12 protein-coding genes and 1 pseudogene are annotated in these 13,918 nt (G+C 66.6%); 2 read left to right on the top strand and 11 right to left on the bottom strand.

Annotated features, from left to right (window positions below; genetic code table 11):
- Positions 1–60: 60 nt before the first annotated feature.
- A complete protein-coding gene (locus tag O1Q03_RS29110; protein WP_269507495.1) occupies positions 61–456 on the top strand; it encodes an acyl-CoA thioesterase in 396 nt (131 codons plus the stop codon).
- 36 nt (positions 457–492) lie between these two features.
- Here O1Q03_RS29110 and O1Q03_RS29105 read toward each other — a convergent pair whose 3' ends face one another.
- Positions 493–975, bottom strand: coding sequence for a nitrate reductase associated protein (locus O1Q03_RS29105; RefSeq protein ID WP_269507494.1), 483 nt, complete (start codon positions 973–975; stop codon positions 493–495).
- A 114-nt stretch (positions 976–1,089) separates the two neighbouring features.
- Here O1Q03_RS29105 and fdhD point away from each other — a divergent pair, with 114 nt between their 5' ends.
- Positions 1,090–1,968: a formate dehydrogenase accessory sulfurtransferase FdhD gene (gene fdhD, locus O1Q03_RS29100; protein WP_442865880.1), complete on the top strand. Its 879-nt coding sequence runs from the start codon at positions 1,090–1,092 to the stop codon at positions 1,966–1,968.
- 84 nt (positions 1,969–2,052) lie between these two features.
- Here the strand turns inward: fdhD and O1Q03_RS29095 are convergent, their stop codons facing one another.
- The 10 genes and pseudogenes from O1Q03_RS29095 to O1Q03_RS29050 all read right to left on the bottom strand — a co-directional run.
- Positions 2,053–2,820, bottom strand: a complete 768-nt coding sequence (locus tag O1Q03_RS29095) for an enoyl-CoA hydratase (RefSeq protein WP_269507493.1) — start codon at positions 2,818–2,820, stop codon at positions 2,053–2,055.
- 91 nt (positions 2,821–2,911) lie between these two features.
- Positions 2,912–4,111 (bottom strand): acetyl-CoA C-acyltransferase, encoded by a 1,200-nt coding sequence (locus O1Q03_RS29090; protein WP_006477849.1) that lies wholly within the window; start codon positions 4,109–4,111, stop codon positions 2,912–2,914.
- 22 nt (positions 4,112–4,133) lie between these two features.
- Positions 4,134–6,569, bottom strand: coding sequence for a 3-hydroxyacyl-CoA dehydrogenase/enoyl-CoA hydratase family protein (locus O1Q03_RS29085; RefSeq protein WP_269507492.1), 2,436 nt, complete (start codon positions 6,567–6,569; stop codon positions 4,134–4,136).
- 118 nt (positions 6,570–6,687) lie between these two features.
- Complete coding sequence (locus tag O1Q03_RS29080; protein WP_269507491.1) at positions 6,688–8,475, bottom strand: acyl-CoA dehydrogenase C-terminal domain-containing protein; 1,788 nt, start codon at positions 8,473–8,475, stop codon at positions 6,688–6,690.
- 56 nt (positions 8,476–8,531) lie between these two features.
- Positions 8,532–9,131, bottom strand: a complete 600-nt coding sequence (locus O1Q03_RS29075; RefSeq protein ID WP_269507490.1) for a TetR/AcrR family transcriptional regulator — start codon at positions 9,129–9,131, stop codon at positions 8,532–8,534.
- Positions 9,132–9,330: 199 nt separating this feature from the next.
- Positions 9,331–10,605 carry a cardiolipin synthase ClsB gene (gene clsB / locus O1Q03_RS29070; RefSeq protein WP_269507489.1) on the bottom strand — a complete coding sequence of 425 codons (1,275 nt, stop codon included), beginning with the start codon at positions 10,603–10,605 and terminating at the stop codon, positions 9,331–9,333.
- Positions 10,602–11,096 (bottom strand): dihydroneopterin triphosphate diphosphatase, encoded by a 495-nt coding sequence (gene nudB / locus O1Q03_RS29065; RefSeq protein WP_269507488.1) that lies wholly within the window; start codon positions 11,094–11,096, stop codon positions 10,602–10,604. The genes clsB and nudB overlap by 4 nt, the downstream gene beginning before the upstream one ends.
- Before the next feature lie 156 nt (positions 11,097–11,252).
- Positions 11,253–13,055: an aspartate--tRNA ligase gene (aspS, locus tag O1Q03_RS29060; RefSeq protein WP_269507487.1), complete on the bottom strand. Its 1,803-nt coding sequence runs from the start codon at positions 13,053–13,055 to the stop codon at positions 11,253–11,255.
- 67 nt (positions 13,056–13,122) lie between these two features.
- On the bottom strand, positions 13,123–13,773 hold the full coding sequence (locus O1Q03_RS29055; protein WP_269507486.1) for a DUF502 domain-containing protein: 651 nt from the start codon (positions 13,771–13,773) through the stop codon (positions 13,123–13,125).
- A 61-nt stretch (positions 13,774–13,834) separates the two neighbouring features.
- Positions 13,835–13,918: pseudogene (locus O1Q03_RS29050) on the bottom strand (FmdB family zinc ribbon protein); the annotation flags it as partial.

Genomic DNA, 13,918 nt, shown 5'->3' with positions numbered 1-13,918 from the left:
CGCCCTCGCCGGCCGTGCTGCGCGCGGCGGCGCCTTTATTACAGGATGAAAGCACCCGCCATGACCGATTCGACCCTCGAACTCCCGCAAAAGCAGCCCGCGCTGCGCGTCGTCCCGCAACCGCACGACGCCAACGTCCACGGCGACGTGTTCGGCGGCTGGATCATGTCGCAGGTCGACATCGCCGGGTCGATCCCCGCAAGCCAGCGCGCGAACGGGCGTGTCGCGACGGTTGCGGTCAATTCGTTCGTGTTCAAGCAGCCGGTGTTCGTCGGCGACCTGCTGAGTTTCTACGCGACCATCACGCGCACCGGCAACACGTCGGTGACGGTCGACGTCGAGGTGTACGCACAGCGCATGCGCCTGATGGGCGAAATCGTGAAGGTGACCGAAGCGACGCTCACCTACGTCGCGACGGGCGCCGACCGCAAGCCGCGGCCGCTGCCGCCGCTGTAATGCGCGCGCCGCGCCGCGGCGCGGCTCGGCGGCACGTCAGTGCGTGGCCGTCAGCCCGAACTCGCGCATCGCGGGCACGAAATCGTGATTGAGCGTCGGCTTGCGCGACAGCTTCATCAGCACGTAGCGCTGGAACGGCGCGAGCCGCTGCCACTGCGCAAGGGCGGGCGCCGGCAGCCCGGCCAGCGCGCACTGCTGCACGAGCGCATCCGGCACCGCGTCGACGGCGCGCCAGGCCGGCTGATCGTCCGGCTGGAACCACGACGGCTCCAGATCCGCATGCGTGCGCAGCATCTCGAACAGCGCGTGATCAAAGTTGGGCTCGATCGCGGTGTCGTCGTCGGCCGGAAAGCGCGCGAGCAGCTTGCGGTCCTCGAGCGGCAGCAGCTGCCACTGCTCCAGCGAAATCCGCAGACCGAAACGGTCGAGATTGAAACGCACGATCATCGGGATGTACGTCAGGTTTTCCGACGAATCGTGTTCGAAGTTGAATAGCAGCGGAGCGTCGCTGAGTCCCATGGTCGTTACCTGAGTGGCGGATGCCGGCGCGGCCGGCCTGCCTGGGGTATTTTAGAACCTCTGCGCGCGCGCGGCGAATGCGATCGTCGCCGCACGCGCTTCGAATCAACGGGAGTGCTCGTGAATCCGACCCAATCCGACCTACTGCACGACCCACTGCGCGACCCAGCGCGCGCCGAATCGCGCGACGAGCCGCGCGGCGCGATCGAGCTGTCCGTGCGCCGCACGCGCGGCGGCGCAGTCGAGACCGCGCACGACTACGTCGGCCAGGAATGGCCGGTTGCGCTCGTCTTCAACGGCATCTCGCATGCGGTGATGATGTGCACGCCGCTCGACCTCGAGGCATTCGCGGTCGGCTTCGCGATCTCGGAAGGGATCGTCGCGCGCGGCAGCGACATCAAGGACATCGAGGTGATCCTGCACGCCGACGCGCCGCTGCCGCATGCGGAGGTGCATCTGGAAGTCGTCCAGCAGGCGTTCGCCGCGCTGAAGGACCGGCGCCGCGCGCTCGCGGGGCGCACCGGCTGCGGCGTGTGCGGCATCGAGAGCATCGACCTGCTCGACCTCGCGCCCGAACGCGTGCCCGACACCGGCTTTCTCGCGCGCCTCGCGCCCGACGCGCTCGCGTGCGCGGCCCACGCGCTGCCCGCGCACCAGGCGCTCACGCGACTCACCGGCGGCCTGCACGCGGCGGCGTGGTGCGACGCAACAGGCGCGATCCGGATGGCGTTCGAGGATGTCGGCCGCCACAACGCGCTCGACAAGCTGATCGGCTCGCTCGTGCTGTCGCGCGCCGACGCGACCGACGGCTTCGTGTTCCTGTCGAGCCGCGCGAGCTACGAGCTCGTGCGCAAGTCGGCACGGGTCGGCATCCCGATGGTCGCGACGATCTCCGCGCCGTCGTCGCTCGCGATCGACATCGCGAAGGCGGCCGGCCTGCGGCTGGTCAGCTTCTGCCGCGAAACCGGCCACGTCGATTACGGCACGGCCTGATAGAGGCCCGGAAGCGGCACGCAGCGGCTTCTGCGACAGCCGTGCGGTCGGGCCGGCGCTCTTGCGCCGGCGCGCCCCACTCCGTCAGTCGAACTGACGGAAATCCGGCTTGCGCTTCTCGAAGAACGCGGTCATCGCCTCGCGCGCTTCCGGCGCGCGCAGCATCGCGGAGAAGTGCGCGGCTTCCTCGGCCATCCGCGCGGGCGTCGCCACGCCGCCCGTATCCTTGAGCAGTGCCTTCGTCACGCGCAGCGACGCCGCCGGCAGCGCCGCCAGCTTCGCCGCCTGCTTCGCCGCGAACGCGTCGAGCTCGGCCGCCGGCAGCACGCGGTTGACGATGCCGATCCGGTGCGCTTCCAGCGCGTCGAACGCCTCGCCCAGCAGCAGCTTCTCGGCGGCGACCTGATGGCCGGCCAGGCGCGGCAGCAGTGCGCTCGACGCGGCTTCCGGGCACAGCCCGAGCTGCACGAACGGCAGCGAGAACGTCGCGGTGTCGGCCGCATAGACCAGATCGCAGTGCAGCAGCATCGTCACGCCGACGCCGACCGCAATGCCGGGCACGGCCGCCACGACCGGCTTGCTCGCGCTGCTGATCCGCGCCAGGAACTGGAACACCGATGCGGTGTCGTCCTTCGGCGGCGCCTTCAGGAAATCCTCGAGATCGTTGCCCGAGCTGAAATTGCCGTCGCTGCCGCGCAGCAGGATCACGCGCGTCGCCTTGTCTTCCTGCGCATCGGCGAGCGCATCGGCCATCGTCTGATACATCGCCGCCGTCAGCGCATTCTTCTTCGCCGGGCGCGCGATCGTGATCGTCATCACGCCGTCGGCGCGTTCCACTTGAATGTCGGCCACAACCGTCTCCTTTGACTGTCTCTACCGGAATGAAAAAACGGTGCGCGAGCTCGTGGCCCGCGCACCGTCGTCGCTTTTCGTCGCGTCCCGCTTACAGGCGTTCGATGATGCCCGCCGCACCCATGCCGGTGCCGACGCACATCGTGACCATCCCGTACTTCAGGTTGCGGCGGCGCAGGCCGTGCACGACGGTCGCCGCGCGGATCGCACCGGTCGCGCCGAGCGGGTGGCCCAGTGCGATCGCGCCGCCCATCGGGTTGACCTTCGACGGATCGAGGCCGAGATCGCGCATCACCGCCAGCGACTGCGCGGCGAACGCCTCGTTCAGCTCGATCCAGTCGAGATCGTCCTGCTTCAGGCCGGCGGCCTTCAGCGCGGCCGGAATCGCTTCCTTCGGGCCGATCCCCATGATTTCCGGCGGCACGCCACGCACCGCGAAGCTCACGAAGCGCGCGAGCGGCGTCAGGTTGAATTCCTTCAGCACCTTCTCCGACACGACGAGCAGCGCACCGGCGCCGTCCGACGTCTGCGAGCTGTTGCCGGCCGTGACCGAACCCTTGTTCGCGAATACCGTGCGCAGCTTCGCGAGGCCTTCGAGCGACGTATCCGCGCGCGGACCTTCGTCGAGCTTGATCTCGCGCGTCTTCACGTCGACCTCACCGGTCGCGAGGTTCGGGAACCGCTCGGTGATCGTGTACGCAGCGATTTCGTCGCCGAACTCGCCGGCCTGCTGCGCGGCGAGCGCCTTGCGGTGCGATTCGACCGAGAACGCGTCCTGGTCGTCGCGGCTCACCTTCCACTGCTCGGCGACGCGCTCGGCCGTCAGGCCCATTCCGTACGCGATGCCGAAGTCTTCGCTGCGATCGAAGATGTGCGGCGACATCGACGGCTTGTTGCCCATCATCGGCACCATGCTCATCGATTCGCAGCCGCCCGCGAAGATCGCGTCCGACTCGCCGACGCGGATGCGATCGGCTGCCATCGCGAGCGCGGTGATGCCCGACGCGCAGAAGCGGTTGACCGTCACGCCGCCGACCGTCTGCGGCAGGCCCGCGAGCAGCGCGCCCATGCGCGCGACGTTCAGGCCCTGCTCGGCTTCCGGAATCGCGCAGCCGATGATCGCGTCCTCGATCACCTTCGTGTCGAGACCGGGCACCTGCGCGACCGCCGACTTGATCGCGTGAACCAGCAGCTCGTCGGGGCGCGTGTTCTTGAAGACACCGCGCGGGGCCTTGCCGATCGGGGTGCGGCTGGCGGCGACGATGTATGCGTCTTGCAGTTGTTTGCTCATTTCAGACTCCTTGTCTGCTCGCTCAGTTACGCACCGGCTTGCCGGTCTGCAACATGCCCATGATCCGTTCCTGCGTCTTCTGCGTGCCGAGCAGCTCGACGAACGCGCGGCGCTCCAGCGCGAGCAGCCATTCCTCGTCGACGAGGCTGCCGGCTTCGACGTCGCCGCCGCACGCGGCTTCGGCGATGCGGCTTGCGATCAGGTAGTCGTGGTCGCTGATGAAGCGGCCGTCACGCATGTTGACGAGCGACGCCTTGATCGTCGCGATCGCCGAACGGCCGGCGACCGGCACGTCTTTCGCGCGCAGCGGTGCGCGGTAGCCGGTGTCGGCCAGCGCACGCGCTTCCTTCTTCGCGGTGTCGAGCAGCTCGAACACGTTGAAGACGATCGTATCGGACGGCTTCACGTAACCCATCGCCCGTGCGTCGTGCGCGGACGCCGACACCTTCGCCATCGCCGCGTTCTCGAACGACTTGGTGACGAACTTCAGGATGTCGGTGGTCGCGTTCGCGGCCGTCGCGGCGTCCGCTGCGCGCAGCGCCGCTTCCTTCAGGCCGCCGCCGGCCGGCACGAGGCCGACGCCCACTTCGACGAGACCGATGTAGCTCTCGACGTGCACGACGCGCTTCGCGCTGTGCAGCATCAGCTCGCACCCGCCGCCGAGCGCGATGCCCGACACGGCCGCCACGACCGGCACGTTCGCGTACTTCACGCGCAGCATGCCTTCCTGGAACTTCTTCACGAACGGCTCGATGCCCTTCGCGCCGCCCATCATGAATGCGGGCATCGCCTCTTCGAGGTTCGCGCCGGCCGAGAACGGGCCACCCGGCGTGCCGAGCTTCAGCGACGTCGGCTGCCAGATCACCACGCCCTTGTAGTCCTTCTCCGCGAGTTCGATCGCCTGCACGAGGCCGTCGATCACGCTCGGTCCGATCGTGTTCATCTTCGACTTGAACGACACGATCACGACGTCGTCTTCACCGGCACGATCGTCGACCCACGCGCGCACCGCGTCGGTTTCGAACAGCGTCTTGCCGTACGTCTTCGGATCGGCGCCCGCTTCGCCCAGCAGCGGTGCGCGGAACACCTGCTTGCCGTACACGGCCAGGTCCGAACGCGGCACGAAGCGCTTCGATGCCGGCGCCCACGAGCCTTCGGCCGTGTGCACGCCGCCCTGCTCGGCGACCGGGCCTTCGAGCACCCACGACGGCAGCGGCACGTTCGCGAGCGCCTTGCCGGCCGCGATGTCTTCCTGCACCCACTCGGCCACCTGCTTCCAGCCGGCGGCCTGCCAGCCTTCGAACGGGCCTTCGTTCCAGCCGAAGCCCCAGCGGATCGCGAGGTCGACGTCGCGCGCGTTGTCGGCGATCGACTCGAGGTGCACGCCGATGTAGTGGAACACGTCGCGGAAGATCGACCACAGGAACTGCGCATGCGGATGATCCGTCTCGCGCAGCAGCTTCAGGCGTTCCGCCGGCGGGCGCTTCAGGATGCGGCCGACCGTTTCGTCCGCCTTCGCGCCGGCATCCACGTAGGTGCCCGTCTTCGCGTCGAGCACCTTGATCGCCTTGCCTTCCTTCTTGTAGAACCCGCCGCCCGTCTTCTGGCCGAGCGCGCCCTGCTTCACCAGTTCGGCGAGCACGGCGGGCGTCTGGTAGACCGGGAAGAACGGATCGTCGGCGAGGTTGTCCTGCATCGTCTTGATCACGTGCGCCATCGTGTCGAGGCCGACCACGTCCGCGGTGCGGAACGTCGCCGACTTCGCGCGGCCGAGGCGGCTGCCCGTCAGGTCGTCGACTTCGTCGAAGCGCAGGCCGAACTTCGCGGCCTCGGTGATCACCGCGAGGATCGAGAAGATGCCGACGCGGTTCGCGATGAAGTTCGGCGTGTCCTTCGCGCGCACGACGCCCTTGCCGACGACGCTCGTCAGGAAGGTCTCGAGCTGGTCGAGGATCTCGGCACGCGTATGCGCGGTCGGGATCAGCTCGACGAGGTGCATGTAGCGCGGCGGGTTGAAGAAGTGCACGCCGCAGAAGCGCGCCTTCAGCTCGTCCGAGAACCCTTCGGACAGCTTCGTGATCGACAGGCCCGACGTGTTGGTCGCGAAAATCGCGTTCGGCGCGATGTGCGGCGCGACCTTCTTGTACAGGTCGTGCTTCCAGTCCATCCGCTCGGCGATCGCCTCGATCACGACGTCGCATTCGGCGAGCTTCGCGATGTCGTCTTCGTAGTTGGCCGCTTCGAGGTACTTCGCATCGTCCTTCACGCCGAACGGCGCGGGCGAAAGCTTCTTCAGGTTCTCGATCGCCTTCAGCGCGATCGCGTTTTTCGGGCCTTCCTTGGCCGGCAGGTCGAACAGCAGCACCGGCACGCGCGCGTTGACGAGGTGCGCGGCGATCTGCGCGCCCATCACGCCGGCGCCCAGCACGGCGACCTTGCGAATCAGGAAATTGCTCACGGGATGTCTCCGGATAGTGTCGTGCAGCGCGGAATGTGAGGGCTGCACGGCGAAGTGAGTACCAGGAACCGTTGCGTTCGGGCGGCGCGGCACGCGGCGCGCACCGCCCGGACTCGCGTCAGAACAGCGATTCGTCGACTTCCATCAGCGTCTTCGAACCGGCGCGCGCGGCGCGGATCGTCGATGCCGTTTCGGGCAAGAGGCGCGCGAAGTAGAAGCGGGCCGTCGCGAGCTTCGACTTGTAGAACGGATCGCCCGACGCTTCCTTGTCGAGTGCGAGACGCGCCATGCGCGCCCAGAAGTACGAGAACACCAGATGGCCGACGGTGCGCAGGTACGGCACGGCGGCCGCGCCGACTTCGTCCGGGTTCTGCATCGCCTTCATGCCGATTTCCATCGTCAGCTTCTGCACCTTGTCGCCGATGTCCGCGAGCGGGTTGATGAACTCGGCCATCTCGGGCTTCACGCCTTCGGCTTCCGCGAATTCGGTGACGAGCTTGCCGAACTTCTTCAGCTTCGCGCCCATGTCGCCGAGCACCTTGCGGCCCAGCAGGTCGAGCGACTGGATCGAGTTCGTGCCTTCGTAGATCATGTTGATCCGCGCATCGCGCACGTACTGCTCCATGCCCCACTCGGAGATGAAGCCGTGGCCGCCGTAGATCTGCATCGCGTGGTTGGTCGACTCGAACGCGTTGTCGGTCAGGAACGCCTTGATGATCGGCGTGAGCAGCGCGACGAGGTCGGCCGCTTCCTTGCGCACCGCTTCGTCGGCGTGCGACAGTTCCTTGTCGATCTGCAGCGCGGACCAGTACGTGAACGCGCGCGCGCCTTCGGCGTAAGCCTTCTGCGTGAGCAGCATGCGGCGCACGTCCGGGTGCACGATGATCGGGTCGGCCGGCTTGTCCGGTGCCTTCGGGCCCGTCAGCGAACGCATCTGCAGGCGTTCCTTCGCGTACGTCAGCGAGTTCTGGTAAGCGACTTCCGTGAGGCCGAGGCCCTGCATGCCGACGCCGAGGCGCGCGGCATTCATCATCACGAACATCGCGTTCAAGCCCTTGTTCGGCTCGCCGACCATCCAGCCCTTCGCGTTGTCGAGGTTCATCACGCACGTCGAGTTGCCGTGGATGCCCATCTTGTGTTCGATCGAGCCGCACTTGATGCCGTTGCGCTCGCCCGGCTCGCCCGAAGCGTCCGGAATGAACTTCGGCACGATGAACAGCGAGATCCCCTTCGTGCCTTGCGGCGCGTCCGGCAGGCGCGCGAGCACGAGGTGGATGATGTTCTTCGACATGTCGTGCTCGCCGCTCGAGATGAAGATCTTCGTGCCGCTGATCGAGTACGAGCCGTCGCCGTTCGGTTCGGCCTTGGTGCGCAGGATGCCGAGGTCGGTGCCGCAGTGCGGCTCGGTCAGGCACATCGTGCCCGTCCATTCGCCCGACACGAGCTTCGGCAGGTATTGCTGCTGCAGTTCCGGCGCGCCGTGCGCGTGCAGGCATTCGTACGCGCCGTGCGACAGGCCCGGATACATCGTCCATGCCTGGTTCGCCGAGTTCAGCATTTCGTACAGCGCGTTGTTCACGAACGCGGGCAGGCCCTGGCCGCCGTAGTCCGGATCGCAGCCGAGCGCCGGCCAGCCGGCCTCGACGTACTGCTGATACGCTTCCTTGAAGCCGGTCGGGGTCTTCACGACGCCGTCGCCTTCATACGTGCAGCCTTCGCGGTCGCCGACCTGGTTCAGCGGGAACAGTACCTCGGAGCAGAACTTGCCCGCTTCCTCGAGGACCTGGTTGATCGTGTCGGCGTCGAGGTCCGCATGCCTGGGCATTTGCTTGACTTCGGCTTCGACGTTCAGAAGCTCGTGCAACACGAATTGCATGTCGCGCAGCGGCGCGGCGTACTGTCCCATGACTCTCTCCAAAGGTGGGCTACGGCTCGAGCTCCTGGCGGGCGGGTCACGCGCCGCTAACGGCTCTCGCTCTGATACGAAACAATCGTCTTTTCCAGCGCGGCCCACGTGAGGCGCACGGCATCCGGCGAATGCAGGAAGCGTGCATCGTGATGCAGGCCGAGCGTGAAGCTGTACAACTCGAAGAGCATCAGGTCCGGATCGGTATCCGCACGCAGATGCCCTTCTTCCTTCGCCTGCGAAATGGCACGCAGCATCGCGGCACGCCAGGCCGTCACGCTCGCGACCAGTTGCTCGCGCACGGGGCTGTCAGGCCGGTCGTCGTACTCGACTGCGCCGCTGATGTAGATGCATCCCGTCGTCACCTCCTGGATGCGCTTCTCCGTCCAGCGGGCCAGCATCGCCCGAAGGCGCGGCAAGCCTCGCGGCTCGCGCAGGCTCGGAAAGAACACCTCGTTTTCGAAACGATGGTGATATTCGCGGACGACCTCGACCTGCAGGTCTTCGCGCGATCCGAAGTGCGCGAACACGCCGCTCTTGCTCATCTGCATGCGCTCGGCCAGCAGGCCGATCGTCAGCCCCTCCAGCCCGTCACGGCTGGCGAGGTCCAAAGCAGCTTCGAGTATCGCGGCACGCGTCTGTTCGCCTTTTCGCATAGCTATTTCTGTAACCGTTCGGGGGTTCGAATAAAATCGAACGGCCGTACTATTATTGAGTGCGGCCGCTCGCGAAACAAGGAAATTATTAGAAACCGGTGTCTAACCGAGCCGCTATTTTGCGCGATTCCGGCGGGACCGGAGCGGCTTTTCCGCACGAACGTGCGGACAGAATTTTGAAGCGGATGCTGAATCCGCGTCAGTCGTAACCACCGACCGTCAGCGCCTTCATCACGATGCGGTACGTGTTGTACGCGAGCCAGTTCAGGATACGCTCGATGCGCGGCCGTGCGGCATACCGCGCGGCGTCGATTTCGCGGCCTTCGGAGAACGCGGCCGCGATCGCGTCGCGCAGCTCGTTCGTGATCGTGTCGTAGCGCACCAGCACGACGTTCGCCTCATTGTTCAGCATCAGACTCAGCGCGTCCAGATTCGACGAGCCGACCGTCGCCCAATTGTCGTCGATCACGGCCACCTTGCCGTGCAGGATCGTCTTGTCATATTCCGCCACGCGCACGCCGGCGCGCAACAGCGAGTGATACAGGAACGGCACCGCCGTATCGAGCGCGGTGAACTCCTTGCGGCCGATCAGCACGCGCACGTCGACGCCGCGGCGGGCCGCGCCCGTCAGCGCGCGGCGCAGCTTGCGGCCCGGCATGAAGTACGGGTTCGCGAGCAGGATCCGCTGGCGCGCCTGGCCGATCGCCGCGAGATAGGCCTTTTCGATCGCGCGGCGGTTCACGACGTTGTCGCGCGCGACGAACGCGACGCTCGGCTCCGTCACGATCCGCAGCGCGCCGGCCTTCACCCACCGATGGCTGCGCATCCAGCGCCGGAACATGTCGGGGAACGCTTCGCCGCCGTGCAGCCCCGCCGCGTACTGCGCATACGGCTTGTGACCGAACTGGATCCGGTGCCACTGCAGTTCGAACGCGGCGCGCACGTCCGCCACCGCCGGCCCCGCCATCTCGACCGCGAAATCCCAGCGCGCGAACGGCAGCGTCGCGCTGCCCTGCGTGAAGTCGTCGACGATGTTGATGCCGCCGCAGAACGCGACCGCATGATCGATCACCGCGAGCTTGCGGTGCGTGCGCGAGAAGCCGAAACGGCCGAACAGGTAACGGTTGTAGATGCAGTGCTCGACACCGGCCGCGGCCCACGTGTCGAACAGCGGCAGGCGCGCGGTGCCGACGCCATCGGTGATCACGCGCACGCGCACGCCGCGCTGCACCGCGCGGATCAGCGCGTCCGACACCGGGCGGCCGGCCGCATCGTCGCAGAAGATGTAGGTTTCGAGCATCACCTGCTCGCGGGCGGCGTCGATCCGTTCGATCAACGCGTGGAAGAATTCGCCGCCGGTTTCGCACAGTCGCACCGTGTTGCCGGCCGTGAACGCGAGCCGCGACGCGGAGCCGCGCTCCTGCAGGAACATCTGCCGCAATTGCGCGAAGCGCTTGCGGGTTTCCGCATTCATGCGGACGAGCCGTGCGGTGCGTGCGCGAGCGCCACGCGCACGGGCAATTGCAGGATCGCTTCGGCGTTCGACGGCGAGAAGCAGCGCGCGGCCGCTTCGCGGAACGGCAGCCATGCATGGTCGACGTGCTCGCGCGGCGACAGCGTCACGTCCATACGATGCGGCACGCACAGGCCGAACCAGTGCTCGACGTTGTGCGTGACACCCGGCGCGTAGCGATGCAGATATTGCGGATAGATCGTGTATTCGATCCGGTGGTGCCAGTCGACGAGCGCGCTGGCCGGCACGTCGGGCGTGCCGACCGCGATGCCGGTTTCCTCGGCCACTTCGCGCGCGGCCGTAAGCGCTAGCGGCTCGTCGAGCGTGTCCTTCGACCCGGTCACCGATTGCCAGAAATCGGGCTGGTCGGCACGCTTGATCACCAGCACGTCGAGTTCCGGCGTGTAGATCACGACGAGAACGGATTCGGGGATTTTCGGCGGCTTCGTCATCTTGGTTTCATGCGGCGCAGGGCCTGCAGCGGGCACTGTGCCCGAACGTGCGGCAAGTGCTGCGACTGTACCGCAAAAAACGAAAAAGGCGCACGATGGCGCCTTCTTCGTTGGGCATCGTGCGCGCGTCGCCGCGCACACGATTGTGGACAAACGTTACGCCTTCGGCTGTTCCGGCTGACGCAGACGGATGTGCAGTTCGCGCAGCTGACGCTCGTCGACCGGGCTCGGCGCCTGCGTGAGCAGATCCTGCGCACGCTGCGTCTTCGGGAACGCGATCACGTCGCGAATCGAATCGGCACCGGCCATCATCGTGACGATGCGGTCGAGACCGAACGCGATACCGCCGTGCGGCGGCGCGCCGTACTGCAGCGCGTCCAGCAGGAAGCCGAACTTCGCCTGCGCCTCTTCCGCGCCGATCTTCAGCGCGCGGAACACCTTGCTCTGCACTTCCTCGCGGTGGATACGCACCGAGCCACCGCCGATTTCCCAGCCGTTCAGCACCATGTCGTAGGCCTTCGCGAGGCAGCGGCCCGGGTCGGTCTCGAGGTATTCGAGGTGCTCATCCTTCGGGCTGGTGAACGGGTGGTGTGCCGCGACGTAGCGCGCGTCTTCGTCGTCGTATTCGAACATCGGGAAGTCGACGACCCACAGCGGCTTCCAGCCGGCCTGGACGAGGCCATTCGCCTTGCCGAATTCCGAATGGCCGATCTTCAGGCGCAGCGCGCCGAGGCTGTCGTTGACGACCTTCGCGCGGTCGGCCGCGAAGAAGATGATGTCGCCGTCTTCAGCGCCGGTGCGCTCGAGGATCGCCGCGATCGATGCGTCGTGCAGGTTCTTGACGATCGGGCTTTGCAGGCCGTCGCGGCCCTTCGCCTTCTCGTTGACCTTGATCCATGCGAGGCCCTTCGCGCCGTAGATGCGCACGAATTCCGTGTAGCCGTCGATGTCGCCGCGCGACAGCTCGCTGCCCTTCGGCACGCGCAGCGCCGCGACACGGCCGTCCTTCGCGTTGGCCGGCGTGCTGAACACCTTGAAGTCGACGTCCTTCATCGCGTCGGTCAGCTCGGTGAATTCGAGCTGCACGCGCAGGTCGGGCTTGTCCGAACCGAAACGCGCCATCGCTTCCGAGTACGGCATCACCGGGAATTTCGCGTCGAGTTCGACGTCGATCGTCGTCTTGAAGATGTGACGGATCATGTCTTCGAACAGGTCGCGGATTTCCTGCTCGCCGAGGAACGACGTTTCGCAGTCGATCTGCGTGAATTCCGGCTGGCGGTCGGCGCGGAGGTCTTCGTCGCGGAAGCACTTGGTGATCTGGTAGTAACGGTCGAAGTTCGCGACCATCAGCAGCTGCTTGAACAGCTGCGGCGACTGCGGCAGCGCGAAGAACTGGCCCGCGTTCACGCGCGACGGCACGAGGTAGTCGCGCGCGCCTTCCGGCGTGCTCTTCGTCAGCATCGGCGTTTCGATGTCGATGAAGCCCTGCTCGTCGAGGTACTTGCGCGCTTCGATCGCGACGCGGTAGCGCAGGCGCAGGTTGTGCTGCATCTGCGGACGGCGCAGGTCGAGCACGCGGTGCGTGAGGCGCGTCGTTTCCGACAGGTTGTCGTCGTCGAGCTGGAACGGTGGCGTGACCGACGCGTTCAGCACGTTCAGTTCGTGGCACAGCACTTCGATCTTGCCGCTCTTCAGGCCGGCGTTGACCGTGCCTTCCGGACGGTTGCGCACGAGGCCCTTGATCTGCACGCAGAACTCGTTGCGCACGCCTTCGGCGGTCGCGAACATTTCCGCGCGATCCGGATCGCACACCACCTGTACGAGGCCTTCACGATCGCGCAGGTCGATGAAGATCACACCGCCGTGATCGCGGCGGCGCTGCACCCAGCCGCACAGCGACACGGTTTGGCCCAGCAGGTGTTCGGTCACGAGACCGCAGTATTCAGTACGCATCGACATGATGTTTGCTTTCGTTCGGTTTGATCAACGGGCGCCGCAACGCGCGGCCCGGGCGATGATTCTTTACTTACAGCGGCGGCTCGACGGGACGGCGGGCGGGCGCCGGAGCCGGCGCCGAAGGCGCCACGACGCCCATCGAGACGATGTACTTGAGCGCGGCATCGACCGACATGTCGAGTTCGATGACTTCGCTCTTCGGCAGCATCAGGAAGAAGCCCGACGTCGGGTTCGGCGTCGTGGGCACGTACACGCTCACGTACTCTTCCGTCAGATGGTTGACCACGTCGCCGCCGGGCGTGCCGGTCAGAAACGCGATCGTATACGAGCCGCGGCGCGGGTATTCGATCAGCAGCGCCTTGCGGAACGCGTTGCCGCTGCTCGACAGCAGCGTGTCCGACACCTGCTTGACGCTCGTGTAGATCGGCCCGACGACCGGGATGTGACGCACGACCGCGTTCCACCACGTGACGAGCTTCTGGCCGACGAAGTTCTGCGTGGCCAGCCCGACGACGAAGATGAACGCGAGCGTCAGCACCGCGCCGATCCCCGGCAGATGGAAACCGAGCACGCGCTCGGGCTGCCACGATTCGGGCAGCAGGAGCAGCGTCTGATCCATCGTGCCGATGATGAGGCCGAGCACCCACAGCGTGATCGCGAGCGGGACGAGAACCAGCAGGCCGGTCAGAAACACCGTTTTCAGGGTCGTCTTTTTCATCATCTGCCGTCAATGAACCGCGCCGGGGGCGCGGTGTGGGCGCGGCCCGACCGGGCCGCGACTGTCAACTGCCGGCGGCGGGCGCCGCAGCCGGGGCCGGCGCGGCGCTCGTCGTCGTACTTTCGGAACTCGCGGCGGCCGGCGCGGC

Source organism: Burkholderia sp. IMCC1007 (genome assembly GCF_027257875.1).
Taxonomy (GTDB): Bacteria; Pseudomonadota; Gammaproteobacteria; order Burkholderiales; family Burkholderiaceae; genus Burkholderia.
This window is presented reverse-complemented; position numbering and strand designations above follow the sequence as displayed.